The organism is Altibacter sp. HG106 (genome assembly GCF_028561755.1).
In the GTDB taxonomy this organism is placed as follows: Bacteria; Bacteroidota; Bacteroidia; order Flavobacteriales; family Flavobacteriaceae; genus DFVG01.
In genome coordinates, this window is sequence record NZ_JAQQTD010000003.1 from 128,639 (window position 1) to 146,292 (window position 17,654).

The following is a 17,654-nucleotide window of genomic DNA, read 5'->3' on the forward strand; positions in this document are numbered from 1 at the left end:
TTTTATCTAACGAAATAGAAAAACAAAAAGAGATAAATCCACAAGATATCGACAAAGTGCCAAAATGTGGCAGCGAGTTCTATACCAAGGGTTTTGCCGTTTTTATACTTCTGTTTAAAATGATTATAAATTACTACTAAAAGCGCTATGAGTCCGCTTACCACATGGGCTAGGTGCAAAAGCACTACTAAATAGATAAATGAGGTGGTTATGGTACTTTCGCTTCCCGTAAAGTAATAACCATTAGCAATAATTTCAGAAAAGCCTCGAAATTGCAACATCACGAATGAAACTCCCAGGCCCACCGTGAGCCATAGCAGTATCATGCCAAGTCGATTCGCCTCCTGCTGAATCTTCAGCTTGGCCAGGTGAACCGTAATACTGCTGGCCACAATAGCAACAAGACTTATATAAAAGGCAGGCGGAATTTCAAAGTCGGTTAACCAATCGGGGCGTTCTTTACTTACCACATAGGCGCTGGTAAGGCCGGCAAAGCTCATAGACAAGCTTATAATTCCGAACCAAAGCATCATTTTCTTGGCGCGCTTCAGTTTTTTTTCTTCGGTTCCTTCGGTATAATCGGTCATCGTATAAATTTATCGACTACATAAATAATTTGTAGCAAGGTAATGTAGCTTACGCTTACCAACATTAATTGGCGCGCGGCCTTTTCTGTTTTTCTTCGGAAGAGTCGCAGCGCATAATAAATAAGCCAAACACCCAGTCCGGCTATTAGCACACCGGAAACGGGGGTTAGGTATAATTTTCCGGTGACCCCTAACACGGGTATGAGAGAGGCTAGCACGGTCCAGATGCAGTAAAGTACAATCTGAATGGCGGTACCGCGATCGCGTTTTCCATTTGGAAGCATATAGAAACCACCTCGTTGGTAGTCTTCATAGAGAAACCATCCTATCGCCCAAAAATGTGGGAACTGCCAAAAAAATTGGATCATAAATAGCGTACCGGGTTCTATTCCGAAATCGTTCGTCGCCGCAACCCAGCCTAACATAAACGGAATTGCCCCCGGAAAGGCACCTACAAAGACCGATAAGGGTGTTTTGGTCTTCAATGGAGTGTACAAACTAACGTACATAAAAATAGAGATGGCCCCAAAAAGAGCCGTCTGCGGATTAATCACATAGAGCACTGCGATCCCAACAATGGTTAGCACGGTAGCCAACAAGAAAGCCGGTGTTACGGCCACCCTTCCGGACGGAAGCGGCCTGTTTTTGGTGCGCTCCATCAGGGCGTCTAGATCGCGCTCTATGATCTGGTTGAACACGTTTGAAGCACCCACCATGCAATACCCACCTACACATAAGAGCAACAAAACAGCAAAATCGATGGTGTCTACGCCCAACAAATAGCCGGCGACCGAAGAAAAAACAACGCTTACAGAGAGTCGCATTTTCGTGATTTCGGTAAAGTTCTTAAAGAGGGCTACAGGCATTCTCGCGTTTCGGTTTGCAGACAAGCTCACAGTTTTCAAAATACTCCTTGTATTTTCGGCTGCAAAGATACAGCTACTAATAATTTTTGGCAATAATTCGTCCCTTAAGTTAGGTCAACATTACGGTTTTTATTATTTTGGAATTTCTTATCAATGACAATTTTTATGCGACTAATTACTTTATTCCTCACTGCCTTCTTATGTATTCAAGGTCAGGTATTTTCACAGGATGCCACACTACAACTCACTCAAGTTCAAGACAGCATCTACATGTTACAAGGACGCGGGGGAAATATTGCTTTTCAGGTAGGATCGGAAGGTACGTTGATGGTCGACAGTCAATTTGCCAATGCTACTCCTCAAATTTTAAACAAAATTTTAAGTGTTACTACTCAGCCACTTCGCTATTTGGTGAACACCCATCACCATGGAGATCATACGGGTGGAAATGATAATATCAAGGGACAAGGCGCTATTGTGATCGCCCATGAAAATGTGCGCAAGCTACTCTTTGCTGAAGCCACTAAAAAACTGGATAAAGTTGCCGAGGATACCTATAACAACGCCATGAAGCGTCTTGGGGATGAAACGAATCCTGAGTATCAAAAACTCGCAAAGCAAGAAGCAGAAATTGCTCGCGATAAAGAGGAAGAATCCGTAATGAAAATGGTGCAAAACTTACCTGCTATTACGTTTAGCCGCGATATGACCTTTTATCACAATGGTGATGAAATTTTAGCGTTCCACGTAGACAATGCACACACCCGTGGCGATATCATCCTCTATTTCTCTGAAGCGAATGTGATGCATACCGGTGATGCCTTTATCAATAGTGGATACCCTTTTATAGATACCGATAATGGAGGTTCGCTAGACGGCTATATCAAAGGACTCACACGTATCTCCTTAATCGCCAATAAAGACACTAAGATCATTCCCGGGCATGGTGAACTTGCCGAAAAGGAGGATGTTGAATATCTAAAATCTGCATTGGAGTTCTTACGGGATCGTGTGGCATATCACGTTGTGGCCGGGAAAACCGATGCGGAAATACTTCAGATGAAGGAACTCACGGCCGAATACGATGCGAAAGGATTTGGTGATGGCTTTATTAGTACCGAAAAAATTCTTCAGGTGATCATCGCAGATGCCCGCCGAAAGTATCCTGCGGCTGGAAAGAAATAGGCACTAGAAATCGTAGTACCAATTAAACAAGTCGGTTCTAATTCCGAAGTTCACCCAAGTAGTTTGGTTCTCGAACACACTTTCTGTATTGACTAAAGGCTTAAAATCCCGAAAGATCACGCTTCCGTAGATCTTTAGATTCGAAGACGGATTGATTACATACCCTGCTTGCAACTCAGCATGAAAGAAATCGGTCGTATTCCCTTGCCCCAATTCATTCCCTAGGTCGGAAACGCGATTATCTTCGGTGCCGTAAATACTTCCGCCGTAAAAAAGCATGTCCTCTTCGGAATTGAATTCGAAGCCGCGCTTCGCCACAATTACTTTGGCATCGGCAAAAACACGATTCCATTGATAGCGGGCAATTCCAACGAATTCTGAAAAGTTCGCTCCCAGGGTATGTGCCATCGACTGATTGTTATGGCCGTAGTTAAGCACCACTGTATTGTGCGAATAGGTAAAAGGCCGCACGCGGTTGTATTCTGCCTGAATCATTAAATTAGAAACTCCGAAGGCGTCATAATACTTCGCTCCAAGCTGATATCCTTGTTTGTTTTTGTAGCTTCCTTCGGAACCAAAAAAGTCGCTGGAGGAAAATTCATCGATGATCAACTGCCCATAGGCATTAATTCGGTCGGTAAATTTGTATTTGGCACTAATTCCTATCAAGGCATTTCCACCCCGAGATCCGGTGGAGAATTCAATGGCACGATAAAAGATAACCGGATTGATATAGTTGAAATCGAATCCACGGTCGTTGTCATTTTCCCAAATTACCGATTCAAACAAGCCAATATTAAGTCGTTTGGTCACATTGTAACTCAAATAATGATTCGCCATAAATTTGGTGCGAAACGAGCCGTCTGCTGTCACTTCCGGGCGAACGTCACGAAGCGACATCCACGTATTGGTGTATTTCAACTTCCAAAACGTAGTGTTTAATTTGAAGAAAGGATACGGACTCGCATTATCGCTTAACAACAGTGATCGATACCCGTCTCCTAAGAACAGCTTTCCATGGCCCAATTGTACGTTGAACCATTTGGAAGGCGAATACGAAACATGTCCCGTGGCAATCGGATAATCATACGAATCGTCTCGAAATCGCTTCGCGATACCGCGCCCCGGAATGATGGCAGGATTTCCGCCATCGGGTCTTCTTGCTTCCGCAAAGCGATTGAAGTAATCTGCAAATCGTCCCTGACTTTCATACACTACAGCGAAGAACCCGATGTTTTTTCCAATCCCCCCTTGCACGTATGCCAGTCGGGTGTTATTATAGGTATCAATATCGGCATCTACATCGCGACCTGCTTGCAAATCGACTCCAGGGTCTACCGTTAACCAATAATCTTTACCCTTGATGGTGATAAAATGCTCATCCCACCATTTCCGACCCAACCAAGAGGTTTTGTTCATGCTCCAGGACTGATTTCGCTGTTTGAAATCGTAATATTGATTGACCTCAGAATAGATATAAGGCTTCTGAGCGGTGTGATTATTAGCCCCCACCTGATTGAGAGCCGCATCGAATAAAAAATAATTATGGTGCGATAACGGAATGTTGATATTGCTTGAATACTCCTCACCGTCGTAGGGACGTTTTTCCAGGCTCTCATATTCTGAAGTGCGATCAATAAGAAAAGTGTTCTTCTCGGCATTTGCCTCAGATTCCTCAGCTTCAGTTAATGTTTCAGGCGTCCTTGAAACTACTGCAGGTGCCTGCAACGGAATTGGAATGGGTAGTGTAAACTGTACGTATGCAGGATTGCTGTTGTAAGTGGCCGGCGTAATTTGTGGAAGGGCGGCAAACACCCGTCGTACCTCTTCTTTTAATTCAGGGTACATCGCATCTACGTAGAGTACTTTGAATGAACCCTGCTTGTCCACCTCAAAAAATACGGAAAGCGTGCCCGAGTAGGATTCTTCGGAAACAATATCTGGCACTTCAAACCTATCAAAAACAAATTGTTGCAAGGTTTGGTTAAAACACCCTTCCAACGCCGCGGCCGCTACATTTTCACATTCAGGAAAGACGGGATATTTCTCATATTCTGAACTGATATTTTGTGCAGCGATGGCAGTGGTTAACAGAAGGGCAACGATCGAGGCGAATCTTTTCATGGAAATAACCATTTGCATTTACGGGGCGAAAGATACGGTTTTTTCGATTCTTGCGATGAAAGAGAAAACCCGCTTGCAAGAAGCGGGTTTCTTAGAACTATTGTACCTGAAACAATATGGGTATATGATAGACCACAGGAACCGGTGTGTTACCCTGTTTGCCCGGCTGCATCTTCGGGAGCTTTTGCAATACGCGAATGGCTTCGGCTTCCAATTCGGAATCCAGCGCTCGGGCCTGTATGTCCTGAACACTTCCGTCGGCGCCAATGGTAAAGACACACTGAATCTTTTTAGTGCCACTCGCACGGTCGGAGAATTTACCGGCATTGAACTTCTTACCGATGAACGCTTGAATTTTTTGAGACAAACATTCGGTCTGGGCGGCCTTAGATACCATCCCTTCGCAGCCGGGAAATACCGGAGCGAATTCTACCGCGAGAATGTTGGTCGGTACCGACGGAGTTGCTGTGGGCGGTGTGGTTACCGGGACGTCTGGAACCACAGGTTCTGGATCACTCTCAGACAGCGTGGGTGTCTCCATAAGAACATCTGTATTTGGCGTTGCTGTGAAACTTGTCAATGACCTTACTATCTTTCGCTTCTCAACCTTTTTTGGCTCTTGGGGAACAACTGATTTCGGAAGGATTTTAGGGGCCACTTTGTACCGCATTACCGGAGGCTCAACAATTTCAATTTCGGGTCCGTTGTATCCCACTGAACGCGGAGGTATTCCATATGTGTTTTCAATGACATAGGTAGTGATCGCAAGAGAAACTATGAGTCCGATTTGAAAAAATAGCCTGGAGTTCCATTGGAGATTCACGGCCTTTTTTTGATCTTGTTTACGTGCTTTCTTTGGTGGTTTGGTTTGGAAAAGTGATGAGAAGAAAAGCATAACATGACTGTTTAAAGGTTATGCTTTTTTAAAACACAAGGGTTGTGCCAAAAAAAATGCCCCATTGAATAATGAGGCATTTTGTACTTGTATAGAACCAGCTGTTAGTCTTGTACCTGGAATAAGATGGGAAGGGCGTATAGTACACCAACCGCTTTTCCACGCTGCTTTCCGGGAACCATTTTAGGCAAGGACTTCACAACACTAACCGCTTCTTGCTCTAATCGTGGGTGCGGCGCACGTGCACGCACGTCTACTACGTTTCCATTCTTATCGATTTTGAACTGAACTGCGATACGCTGACGTCCTGATAATCCAAGGTCACCTGCTAATCCGGTATCAAATTTCTTCTGCACATATTTCTGAATTTTCTCAGACATGCATTGTTTTTTCGCATTGTTATTACCCGCGCTCTCGCAACCTGGATAAATAGGTACGTTCTCAATAACCGCGAAAGGTACGTCTGCAATTTCTTCTTCCACTACCTCTTCGATCTCTTCAATCTCAACGATTTCCTCGTTCTGATTGGTTTCCGTAGACTCGATGATCGTTTCTTCTACTTCCTCTTCATCTTCAACCACTTCAATTACTTCGGGAGCCGGTGGTGGCGGTGGCGGTGGCGGTGGTGGAGTAATCTGCTGGGTAATTGGAATTTCTTCTTCCAATTCATCTCCTACATCAACCATACCGGTATCTAGGGCATCATTGTCATAATTCTTCCATTCAATGGCTTGCCATGCTATAAACAACATGAGCACCAACCCAATCTGAAAGAAGATCATACTTCTTTTGGACAAGTCGGCCTTCGGATTTTTCTTAGGTTCCATAATTGCGGGTTTAGATAGTTGCTAAAATATACATTTTCTCTGGCAATCGAAAACGAAACTTTAAAATTACTTGAGAATGCGATTCTGAAGCAAACGAAAGCATAAAAGTCCGATAATCGACCCCGTGACGTTGGCTATTACATCGAGTACGTCGGGTTGACGCCCAACAATGTACAGCCCTTGTAAAGCCTCAATTATTATGCCATATATCAATGCGGCACAAAGGATTAGTATCGTCTTTGTTAGATCAATGGGTTTTTTTGAATCTTGTATGACCATCGCCCAGAGCACAACAAACAGGATGAAAATTAGAATGTGCACGAGCTTATCAGCGTGCGCAAAGGGAGCCTTCGCGCCACTGGGTGGCATTAAGAATATATAGGTAATGGCCACGGTGTAACCCATGGCGATGAGCTTAACTAAGAGTATTCTAGCCGCCAATAATCTCCTGATATGCCGCTGCATCCAAAAGGGCTTCTACCTCATTCGGATCGCTCAACTTGATTTTTATCATCCATCCTTTACCATAAGGATCGGAGTTTACCTGTTCGGGCTCATCTTCGAGCGATTCGTTAAAGGCTATAATTTCGCCACTGAGCGGAAGAAATAGATCAGAAACCGTTTTCACGGCCTCTACGGTTCCAAACACTTCATTTTTATCTAAGGTCTCGTCCAGGGTGTCTACTTCTACATATACGATATCACCGAGCTCTCCCTGAGCAAAATCGGTAATTCCTACGGTAGCCTCATCTCCTTCAATGCGGACCCATTCGTGATCTTCGGTATATTTTAATTCGGATGGAACGCTCATAGTGCTGTATTTTTAGGGTTGTTATTTAGTTTCCAAAATTATATCGCAGGGTGATTCCACTTCGAATGGTAGTTTGCGGGAATGCCGTTGAGATGGCGTATTCTGAGAACGTGTGATCGTAATAGAACAATGCCGTCAAGTTCTTACTCAACGCATAATCTGCCGTAAATTGAATACCATAGATCGTTTGGCCTGCAGTTGTTTGATTGTTATCAATATCAAGATAACGAATAATCGTCTTATTATCCCTACGAGAAAGGTCTAATTTGAAGTTCAAATCACTTTTCAAGATGGTCTTTTTACCGCCAAAATTGGTGCCGATCCGCAGATCCTTGACCCGATATCCAAGCCCGAGAATGATTTCATTCCCTTGTATTTCGGTGAGTAAATTATTGGCAAAGCTCAGGGATAAGGCACGGTCTTTTCGGTATTCCGCCAAGATCTTCACCGAATTCTTCATTTCGAAATCTAACTTGATCAAAGGAGAGAATTGTTCCGTAAGGTTGACATTGGTTAGGAAAATTTCATTCTTAAAGTTACCCGCCTGATCTAGTTCTTCAGGGTTGTCACGATTGAAATCCAAATTGGTTTGGAATTGATTCACGGTATAGTTAGCGCGGTATCCGTGTTGTACCGAAAAACGCTTAAAATTCTTTTTGAACCATTTTAAGTTCATCAAGCCGGTATACTTAATGTCCCAGTTGGGCAAGGGTATATCTCGTAAAATCCCCGTCTTCTCATCTTCAGCGTTGCTTCCTTTATAGGCTGCCAGGAAGGCCGGGAGGAGTACGTTTTGGTTGGTTCTTCCGAAACCAACAGGATATCCGGTTTCCTCATCTACCGGGAAATTAGGCGTTCCGTAGAACTCGGTGGCAAGTCGGTTTGCAATCGCCAATCGGTTGCTTTTAAAGGTTTCAAAAGGTTCCGATCCATTTTCATCACTAGCGCTAAAGGCAGTAGGCAACAGGAAGGTAGTAATATTGAAGTTTCCGAAGACATTCGGCGTTAATGATTGATACTGACCGTCTTCAATAATATAGTTTTCAGCGTAGTTTTCAGCATAAATTCTATTGGCATTGATATCGATCTTCAAATCGTTTAGGGGTTCAAAATTGAGCTGCACATCCAACTGTCTGCTCTCTACTTCTGTATAGCGCTCATTAAATTCGGGGTACAACGTAAGCCATCCCTTTCGAGCGAATTCACGGCGAACTTCTGCCTGACTACCGAAAACGAACGCTCCAGGTTTAAGGGTACCTACAAAGCCGATGGACGGGGTATACCCTGGAATAAAGATACCGTTGTTTTCCTGATAATTAAACTGAATCTTCTTCAGCGAGGTAAAGAGACCGACCACAGAATTTAATGCTTTATCTCCTGCATTTAGCGATTGCTGTGGACGAGAGTTGTTGACAGATCTACCACCTCCTAATAAGCTGCGGCCTTCATTTCTGCCTCCATTGTTCGCACCACTTTCTGCCGTGCGTGTTTCTTTGGTACTCTCACCACCTTTTTCACCTCCGCTCGAGCCTTCGTTTCCACCTTTGGTTCCGCTATTTCGACCACCCGCGCCAGAGTTGTTACGAGCATTATTTCGCGTTCGACTCCGTGTTTTCTTGGTAAACCCAATATACTTGTAGAAGGTCGTCATGTCGAGACTCGAATTGATTCGATGGGTGCTGGCATTCTGAATGGAATTCCCTAGATCGTATACTTGCGAGGTTCCGTCTCTCAATTCAATTTCGATACTATTAAACAAGTCACTTCCGTCCTGCCATTGGAAATCTCCCTGATAGGAATAGGTGGCTCGAATAAACTTCAGGAACGGAAATTTGGCCGTCGGTAAGTCGTAATTGAGCTGTAATGATTGAAAATGCTGATTGGGCTCTCCCACATTGAAGAATCCGTCCCAAACGCCAATTGAGTTATCTACCTGTACCAGTCCTCCATCGGTATCAGACAAGTAATTGGTCACGATGCGGTTATTTGTCGCGTCAAAGTTAAAACGAAGCGAACTCGTAAGGTTATAGTTTATCGTATACTGCCAATCGAATAAGAAGTTACGTTGGTACAAACGAGGCAGTGCGATATTCTGGTCGAGTAAGTTCAATTCTCTAAACTTCTGTTCGTTGTATTGACGGGTGATATTAGAGCTTACCGCAATACTTGTAGGCAAGTAATTGAAGTTCAGATCCTTTAAGAACTGCCAATACTTTCCAGTAAACAACGAATCGTTCTTTTTAAACGGTTCGTAGGTTTTTGGAGCAAAGCTGTAATTATACGTTCCTCCCACTCGCACATTTTGATCTAAGGATTCTTCTATTTCAAAGTCGTTATGGTCTATTTGATTATACGAATACGAGAAAGTAAAGTTCTCCACATCGTAAGGCATTGGTTTTTTCTCGCCGGTACGTTCCTTTCGAACCCCAATGAAATTCACGCTCTGTCGCCGTGTATAATCAATGGATTGTTGCCTGATGGTTTCCTTGTCTTCTTCGCTTTCGGTATTATCCAAACGCGTATCTAGTTCAACATCGTCAAATTGCGGATCGAATTGTGGCGTGATATAAGTTTCGCCTACTCCGTAATTAAACGGAAGCTGAATTCCCCATTTTCTTGGAAGCAACTGTCCGAGATTCATATTAGTGACCACATCGTACTGTACCAGGTCTTCCTGACTACGTTCGGTAGGGCCTTGTTCGATAGATCCAAAACCAACCGTGCTTACATTTCCGGTGGCACTAACGTTCATGAAGTCGGCCATGTTCGCGTCTAGCGCTGCCGTAGCCGCCCATCCGCCCTGGTTTTTCAATTCCGAAAGACGTAATTCGTTATACCATACCTCCCCGCAAATATCACTTCCCGTGGTGTTTCGCATTCCCAGCATAATGACTCGTACGTTACCAAAACTCGGATTTCCTCGAACCCCTATCTGCAATTCGTTTTCGGGTCCGGAGTATCCTCCAAGATCAGACTGAGAGAAGAACACCGTCTCGGTGGGGTCAAAATCAGGAATGATAGGCTGACCCACACCTCCGTACACTCTACTCTTGGCCTCTTGAAGTAATTCTAACGGTAGGTTAATTCGGTTGGCAATTGGCCAAATATCTTCTGGGGAAGAGGTTCCTGCCGGGGTCACGTTCAGTGGAATTCTAATTTCGTAGAAACTTGTATTTAAGTCGTTCCCCAAACGAATAAAAGCTTCCATATCACCATCTGAAATCATGTTTTCATCAACTAAGGATTCGGCATGAATAAACATCTCCAGATTCTTGTATTGGCGCATGTCTACATTGAAGTTCTTGTAGGCCCCTCGTGCATCCTCCGATTCTAATCCGCAGACACGCAATGCCAGCGATTGCTCATTTTGACGGATGACGTTATTGTTATTATTTAATTGCTCTCTAAAGACTCCCGGCGGAAGTACGTAAGGAATCGGCTCGCGTTGTTCATTCTGAAGGATATTGACAGCTTCATTCTCAAACTCGGTGTTGTCATCTGAAGGGTCGTCTCCATCGGCCTCTAACGATTGTTGGTAGCGACGGTAATCCCCGCGCACTAATTCTAAGGTTCCAAAACGCAAGGTCGTATTCTGGTCGAACTCAGATAAGAACATTCGCATGAATCGCACCGAACGCAAATCTGAAATTCCATTCACCGCACGGTCTGCCTCACCAATGGGCACGCGGAATTGCACCCAACGTACCGGAATGACATCGTTGTTTTGAAGGGTGACTTCAATATCTTTTACATCGGTGATAAAATCGTTATTATCGATATTCATGCCCGGGAATAGATCTACTTCGTATTCGTAGTAGCTATTGACGGTGTTCATGGTATTATCGCGGTTAATATCCTCTACATCAGGCTGCGGCGTTCTTCCGCGGTTATCATCGGTTACCTCAACAGGAGAGTTTCCTTGAGATCCATTATAGCGTCGGTACCTTTGTTGAATGCCGCCTTCTCCCTGTAAAAAGTATTCGTAGTTATCTAGGGCCGGATCACCGCCATCATAGGCGCCAAACTGAGCGGTCTCGTCGGCATCATTCAAACCATCATACCCTATATCTTGATTGGTTCGCTGGATTCCTTCGGTATCAAAGGTGTACACCAGCGATTGGTTGGAAGGTACTTTCCCCCATTCCGTAGGAATTGTATTGACAGTTCCGCCATCTTCGGGAAGACCGTTCTCGTATTGCTTTCTTCCGTCTTTCAGTATATCTTCTGAAATATTCCCCAGGTTGAACGTCAGTTTACCGCCATCGTTATCGCCGTCATAGATGAAGGGGTCCATGACCCAAAATTGAATATATTCCACATTCGAGCGCTCAAAATCGGTTGTGGTTAATTGTCTCGTGATGGCACCAAAATTATCTTCCGGGTTTGGAAGATTGTTGGTTCCTGCCGCAGCAGGGTTATAATTGTAGTGTCCGCGATCTCCCGGATAGTACGCGAGGTCCAGAGTAAACAAGGCCTGAGTTTGACCCTGTACAATATCTTGTTGCGGAAAAATTTCATCGATAAACACACGTCTCGTGAACGGAGACGATAGGTCTTCATCAGTAATCCCATCAGGACGTGCGCTACTGTAGAAGATTGGGTCGATCGTATACCAGTTCATAAAAGCGCGACGATAGTTGTACGACAGATCATCATTAGCCGCCTCGCCTCCAAAGCCTAAGGGGGTGCTTCCTAAAAACCAAGTAAGCGGAGAGCTTACGTCAATAGCCGTTTGAGAAGCCTCGAAGTCATCTACATAAGAGGTTGTTTTTCCATCAAAATCAGACACTTTAGGAGCGCCCGGCAAGAGATAGGCAAATTCGCCACGAACGGATACATTCGACTCAACATCAGTGTCAATATTAGGTAATTTATTCACCAGTCGTGTTAAAAACGGAACCTCTGTAGAGTAATTGGCATTGAAACCAAAAATGCTGTTATTGATGGGTTCGTTGCTGAAAGCCGACTTCTGCGTAAGCGGTCGTTCGTTCAAATTCAAATAGGTAGCTCCTATCTGAAAATTATCGCTGAATTTATGCTCTACATTAAATCCTGAAAAACGACGCGTTTGTTGACCAAATAAAGTGTTGTTTTCCGTGGTAATGTTAATAGGTGTATTCGAATTCTGAAGCGCCGGATCTAAGATCTGTACCCGACCAAGTTGATAGTTAACCGTATAGTCAACCCCTTCTACCAGAGTTCTACCCCCGGCGGTTACCGTAACGGAACCTTGCGGAATGTTGAAGGCTCCAATAGGGATTCCATCGCCACCAGAAGATTTATAGCTTCCGCGCAGTTGAAACTTGTTTTTGTCACTATCCTGTTGCTCCGCCTGTATTTTTGTCGTCGTATACAGGGTGCGGTAGACATACTTTTGTTGGTTCGCGTTATAGGTTTCAGGAAGGTTATAGTTTTCAGAATTTTCGTCCTGTAATTTTTCAAATAAATACTCACCAAAGGGTTCTACACTCGTAAAGATGATGCGACCATTTTGGGTATCTACAGTGATTCCTGGCAGGAAATCAAAAAAGCCATCTCCCCCCGGTTGCGGGTCGCCGTTGTAGTTCAAGCGATCTAGGTTAAATAATCGCAACAAGGTAGCATTTTCAATATCCACAGGATTCACATCTCCTGGATCTGGTTCCGGGAAGGTGGTTCCCTCTACCGGAGAAATGTAGTTGAGCGGCGAAGGATCGACATACAGAATGTTCATTCTGAAGTCTTCCTGCTCTAGTTGAAAAGCACCTAGCGGATAGATGTTTTTCATCATCAGGTCCCACACGGGCTCGTCTACATTCGTGATGTTACTTTTTAACATCTTCACCACCAGGTTCTGAGAAATTGGAATTTCCTCTCCCGGGTCTGGGTCTGGATCTCCGCCGGTTCCTCCGGGGCGCGTGGTTCCGGTGGCTTCTACCCCATCGGTTGAAAATTCACCCACCTGATACACTTCTCCATTTACTGTAAACTGAAATGAAACTCCAAGAACCTCATCGTTATTAAGCCGCTGATTGAGTGAGATATATCCCAATTGCGGATTTAACTGGTATTCATTGGGTTGTAATCGACGTGCATTTTCTAAGATCGCATAATCGATTCCTTCACTCACCGGTACCCCTCCAAATCCCTGTGCTACAGTGGCGATATCCCGAATGGATGAATTAAGCAAACTCGGTACGCCTCCATTGATACCAAAGGGGTTAAAGTCGTTATTTACGTTATCGGGAAAAGCGCTTCCGGGGCGATTGATAAAGCCTCCCGGAATTTGCGGCAAGCCAATATTTTCAGATTTTGACTCTCCAATATCCTGAAGCGCTACGATGTTTCGAACGTTTTCGGTGTTGCTGTTCCGGTTGGTAATCCAAACTTCTACTCGGGTAATTTGCACATTACTGTTCACAAAAGGATACTGTCGCAGGACACGATCGTAATTATCGCGGAAGTAATGTGAAAGGAAAAAGTGTCGGTTCTCGTCGTAGTCGAGCGCAAATAATTCAAATGGCGTAACGGTCGCGCCCCCTTCGGCTACTACGGAACGGGTTTCGGAGCGTTGTTCTGAAAATACCCCGGTAATCGTAGTATTTCCAAACTGTAAGATCCCCTTTACCCCAAACAAGCTCTGAGCGCCTTGAATGAGGCTACTGTTAAGCGGCATGCTCACATTACCGATCTCAATCGCCTGAATGATATCGTCTTCGGTAGGAGTGTATTCTAATTTTACCTGATTCTGAAAATCAAAGGTCGATTGCGTATCGTAATTAGCGGTAACCTGAAGCCGTTCTCCCACCTTCCCGAGTAAGCTGAGGCTAATACGTTGATCGAAATCAAAGGAAAAGTTACTTCGGTTCCGCGGTGAAAAAGCCGGGTTATCCTGTTTGGTGTATAAGACCCCTAGGTCTAATTCAACCGTACCCTGCGGAATTACTTCGATGGTATTTCCGCCAAAAATCGTTTCGAAAAAACTGGAGTTCACATAGAAGGTAGGCAGCAAGTTTTTCTGTGCTTCTTCGGAACCTTCTTTTCGTCCGTCTGCCGCATCAATTTTTTCCTTGAAATACTTTCGCATTTCTTCCTTCCGAATCAACTCTTCATACTCTTCTGGAGTGAGAATGATAGGATAGGAAATATTAAAACCGCCCAACACACGCGAATAGATATAACGATCTGTGATGGGATCGTAGGTATATAAATCTTCAATACTTGTTGGCGTGGGCAGATCCATTTGACCCACATCCATACCGGTTGCGGTAGAGTCCTGCGCCAGAAGTGAGGTAAGGCTTCCGAAGAAAAATAGAAAAATAAGTAAAAGCCTGCTACAGCTTGTATTCAAATCGTAATGTTTTGCACCCAAAGTCTACAATTTTTTTAAAGCAAGTTTTATAATGGTCTCGACCGAAGCCTCAGGATGTTCCTTACCTACTGCATCACACACTTTCTCTGCCTGTTTTCTGGCAAATCCTAAGGTCTCCAATGCAGATAACGCTTCATTTTTGTTCGTATTGCTTGACACGGCAGAAAGCTCGTCCAGACCATACACTTTTAAGATTTTGTCTTTCAAATCCAAGACCACGCGTTGCGCGGTTTTAGCCCCAATACCTTTTACCGATTGAATCGTAGTGATATCTTCGTGCGCAATGGCTTGCTGCACTTCTTCTGGAGTGAGGGAGGAAAGCATGGTTCTGGCCGTACTAGCCCCAACTCCCGAAACCGAGATCAATAACTTGAAAAGTTCACGTTCCAAAATATCGCTAAAACCATATAAGGTGTGTGAATCTTCTCGAACCAGTAAATAGGTAAATAACTTTACATTTTCGGATTCGGGGAGTCGCGAAAACGTATGCAACGAAATATGAGCTAAGTAGCCTACACCATGGCAGTCAATCACTACATCGGTCGGGTTTTTTTCAACTAATCTGCCCTCTAGGTGGGTAATCATTCGTTAACAAAAAGTTAATGGCTTCAAATATAGTATAATTATTTGCATCTGCTAGGCTCGAAAAGGCGAAATCTAGGCGTTCTTAGCAGCTTGTTTTTTTCGCGTTTTATACTTGGCCTTTTGCTGTGCATCCACTACCGCAACAGCAGCCATATTCACGATTTCCTCAACGCTGGCGCCTAGTTGAAGAATATGAACCGGCTTTCTCATACCCAGCATGATAGGCCCGATAGATTCGACCCCATTCAACTCTTTAAGAAGCTTGTAATTACTGTTGGCTGAGTCCAAATTAGGAAACACTAAGGCATTTACTTTTTTACCGGCCAATTTGGAGAAGGGGAACTTCTTCCGAAGTAATTCTGAATTTAAGGCGAAGTCGGTTTGTAATTCTCCGTCCACGATCATGTCGGGAACTACTTTGTGTAAATACTGTACCGCTTCTTTCACCTTTGTCGCATGGGGGTCTTTGGAAGATCCAAAGTTTGCGTACGAGATCATGGCAATGACCGGAGTGAGCCCGAACATTTTCATGGTGTAATTAGTCATTTGGGCAATTTTAGCCAGCTCGATTGGAGTTGGATCAATATTGATTGACGTATCGGAGATAAAGAGCGGTCCGCGTTTGGTAAGCATGAGGTTGGTGGTAGCTACCTTCTCCACCCCATCAAATTTTCCGATGGTTTCAAGAATGGGACGAACCACCGAAGGGTAGGCTCGAGCATACCCCGAGATCATCCCGTCGGCATCGCCTTCGTTCACCATCATGGCGGCAAAATAATTTCGCTCCCGCATCATCTTTTGCGCGTCATAGAGCGTAATTCCGCTACGTCTTCGGTTGTGCCAATGCTTTTCCGCATAGCGATTCAAGCGATCCTGTTGCTCGTCGCTTTTTGGGTCGATAATCGCAACATCACCATCAAATTCGATTTGCTCCATGAGTTCTGTGATGATCTCCTTCCGACCTAAAAGAATGGGAATTCCGATGCCCTCATCAAATACGATCTGCGCTGCTTTTAACACATCCAGATGGTCGGCTTCGGCAAATACGATTCGCTTGGGAGCGGTTTTGGCGCGGTTGTACAGCAGACGAATGATCTTATTATCGCTTCCCATCCGTTCCAGCAGCTCTTCTTCATACTTTTCCCAGTCGGGAATTTCGCAGGTGGCGACTCCACTTTCGATCGCGGCCTTGGCAACTGCCGGCGGTACGGCAGCGATTAGTCTGGGATCAAATGGTTTGGGAATGATATACTCCCTTCCGAAGAGCAATTTCGTCTCGCCATACGCAATATTTACCTGTTCCGGAACCGGTTCTTTGGCTAGGTCTGCCAACGCTTTCACAGCTGCCATTTTCATGGCTTCATTAATTTTAGTGGCGCGTACGTCTAAGGCCCCTCTGAAAATAAACGGAAACCCAAGTACATTGTTCACCTGATTGGGATGATCGCTTCGGCCCGTAGCCATAATAATATCTTCTCGTGTTTTTACGGCAAGATCGTAGTCTATTTCGGGATTGGGATTGGCCATGGCGAACACAATTGGGTTCGCATTCATGCTTTGCAGCATTTCGGGCGACACGATATCAGCAATCGACAACCCTACAAAAACATCGGCGTGTTTCATTGCGTCTTCCAGTGTTTCCAAGTCACGAGCGGTGGCAAACTCAGCTTTTTCTGGCGTCAAGTTTTCGCGGTCTGAACGGATCACTCCCTTGCTGTCTAACATTACGATGTTTTCAGCTTGGGCCCCAAAGGCTTTGTAGAGCCGGGTGCAGGATACCGCTGCGGCCCCCGCGCCACTAATAACGATAGTGACCTCTTCAATTTTCTTATCAGCAAGTTCTAAGGCATTCAACAGTGCAGCCGCGGAAATAATGGCGGTTCCATGTTGGTCGTCATGCATTACCGGAATATCTAACTCTTCTTTCAAGCGTCGCTCAATCTCAAAAGCTTCCGGCGCTTTGATATCTTCTAAGTTGATGCCTCCAAAGGTTGGCGCAATGTTCTTAACGGTTTCAATAAAGGCATCGACGTCTTCGGTACCGACTTCAATATCAAATACATCAATGTCGGCAAAAATTTTGAATAACAACCCCTTTCCTTCCATTACGGGTTTAGAGGCTTCAGGACCTATATTTCCAAGCCCTAAAACGGCCGTTCCGTTAGATATCACCGCCACCAGGTTCCCTTTGTTGGTATACTTGTGAACATTGTCGACATCTTTCTCAATTTCTAAACAGGGTTCAGCCACACCGGGAGAATAGGCCAGTGACAGATCGCGTTGCGTCGCGTATTTTTTAGTAGGAACTACCTGAATTTTTCCGGGTCTCGGTTTCGCATGGTAGATAAGGGCCTCACGACGTTTGCTTTGTTTGCTCATGGTTGAAAAATTAGCGAATTACAAAGGTAACAGCTTCCCAGAAA

11 protein-coding genes are annotated in these 17,654 nt (G+C 44.6%); 1 reads left to right on the forward strand and 10 read right to left on the reverse strand.

Translation table 11 applies throughout. The features are described 5' to 3' along the window. Positions 1–2 precede the first annotated feature (2 nt). Together PO830_RS05950 and cyoE are read right to left on the reverse strand one after the other, a co-directional pair. The gene (locus PO830_RS05950) at positions 3–587 is read right to left on the reverse strand and encodes a cytochrome c oxidase subunit 3 (protein ID WP_272852622.1); all 585 of its coding nucleotides are present in this window, start codon (positions 585–587) and stop codon (positions 3–5) included. Continuing rightward, on the reverse strand, positions 584–1,453 hold the full coding sequence (cyoE, locus tag PO830_RS05955; protein WP_272852623.1) for a heme o synthase: 870 nt from the start codon (positions 1,451–1,453) through the stop codon (positions 584–586). The genes PO830_RS05950 and cyoE overlap by 4 nt, the downstream gene beginning before the upstream one ends. A 165-nt stretch (positions 1,454–1,618) precedes the next feature. Here cyoE and PO830_RS05960 point away from each other — a divergent pair, with 165 nt between their 5' ends. Continuing rightward, a complete protein-coding gene (locus PO830_RS05960; RefSeq protein WP_272852624.1) occupies positions 1,619–2,638 on the forward strand; it encodes an MBL fold metallo-hydrolase in 1,020 nt (339 codons plus the stop codon). A 3-nt stretch (positions 2,639–2,641) separates the two neighbouring features. Here PO830_RS05960 and PO830_RS05965 read toward each other — a convergent pair whose 3' ends face one another. From PO830_RS05965 to PO830_RS06000, 8 genes are all read right to left on the reverse strand, one after another. Then, positions 2,642–4,762 carry a gliding motility protein RemB gene (locus PO830_RS05965; RefSeq protein ID WP_272852625.1) on the reverse strand — a complete coding sequence of 707 codons (2,121 nt, stop codon included), beginning with the start codon at positions 4,760–4,762 and terminating at the stop codon, positions 2,642–2,644. A 97-nt stretch (positions 4,763–4,859) separates the two neighbouring features. Continuing rightward, positions 4,860–5,657, reverse strand: coding sequence for an energy transducer TonB (locus PO830_RS05970; protein WP_272852626.1), 798 nt, complete (start codon positions 5,655–5,657; stop codon positions 4,860–4,862). A 104-nt stretch (positions 5,658–5,761) separates the two neighbouring features. Beyond that, positions 5,762–6,484, reverse strand: coding sequence for an energy transducer TonB (locus PO830_RS05975; RefSeq protein ID WP_272852627.1), 723 nt, complete (start codon positions 6,482–6,484; stop codon positions 5,762–5,764). Positions 6,485–6,550: 66 nt separating this feature from the next. Continuing rightward, positions 6,551–6,949, reverse strand: coding sequence for a VanZ family protein (locus tag PO830_RS05980; RefSeq protein ID WP_272852628.1), 399 nt, complete (start codon positions 6,947–6,949; stop codon positions 6,551–6,553). Next, positions 6,915–7,295, reverse strand: a complete 381-nt coding sequence (gene gcvH, locus PO830_RS05985; RefSeq protein ID WP_272852629.1) for a glycine cleavage system protein GcvH — start codon at positions 7,293–7,295, stop codon at positions 6,915–6,917. Before gcvH ends, PO830_RS05980 begins: the two co-directional genes overlap by 35 nt. Positions 7,296–7,320: 25 nt before the next feature. After that, a complete protein-coding gene (sov, locus tag PO830_RS05990; RefSeq protein WP_442870052.1) occupies positions 7,321–14,625 on the reverse strand; it encodes a T9SS outer membrane translocon Sov/SprA in 7,305 nt (2,434 codons plus the stop codon). 24 nt (positions 14,626–14,649) lie between these two features. Then, positions 14,650–15,231, reverse strand: coding sequence for a Holliday junction branch migration protein RuvA (ruvA, locus tag PO830_RS05995; RefSeq protein ID WP_272852630.1), 582 nt, complete (start codon positions 15,229–15,231; stop codon positions 14,650–14,652). Between the two features lie 72 nt (positions 15,232–15,303). Further along, a complete protein-coding gene (locus tag PO830_RS06000) occupies positions 15,304–17,610 on the reverse strand; it encodes an NADP-dependent malic enzyme (protein WP_272852631.1) in 2,307 nt (768 codons plus the stop codon). Between the last annotated feature and the right edge of the window lie 44 nt (positions 17,611–17,654).

Bases quoted from the DNA above. Each gene is read 5' to 3' on its own strand.
- PO830_RS05950 (WP_272852622.1), bottom strand. From the start codon at position 587: ATGACCGATTATACCGAAGGAACCGAAGAAAAAAAACTGAAGCGCGCC.
- cyoE (WP_272852623.1), bottom strand. From the start codon at position 1,453: ATGCCTGTAGCCCTCTTTAAGAACTTTACCGAAATCACGAAAATGCGA.
- PO830_RS05960 (WP_272852624.1), top strand. From the start codon at position 1,619: ATGCGACTAATTACTTTATTCCTCACTGCCTTCTTATGTATTCAAGGT.
- PO830_RS05965 (WP_272852625.1), bottom strand. From the start codon at position 4,762: ATGAAAAGATTCGCCTCGATCGTTGCCCTTCTGTTAACCACTGCCATC.
- PO830_RS05970 (WP_272852626.1), bottom strand. From the start codon at position 5,657: ATGCTTTTCTTCTCATCACTTTTCCAAACCAAACCACCAAAGAAAGCA.
- PO830_RS05975 (WP_272852627.1), bottom strand. From the start codon at position 6,484: ATGGAACCTAAGAAAAATCCGAAGGCCGACTTGTCCAAAAGAAGTATG.
- PO830_RS05980 (WP_272852628.1), bottom strand. From the start codon at position 6,949: ATGCAGCGGCATATCAGGAGATTATTGGCGGCTAGAATACTCTTAGTT.
- gcvH (WP_272852629.1), bottom strand. From the start codon at position 7,295: ATGAGCGTTCCATCCGAATTAAAATATACCGAAGATCACGAATGGGTC.
- ruvA (WP_272852630.1), bottom strand. From the start codon at position 15,231: ATGATTACCCACCTAGAGGGCAGATTAGTTGAAAAAAACCCGACCGAT.
- PO830_RS06000 (WP_272852631.1), bottom strand. From the start codon at position 17,610: ATGAGCAAACAAAGCAAACGTCGTGAGGCCCTTATCTACCATGCGAAA.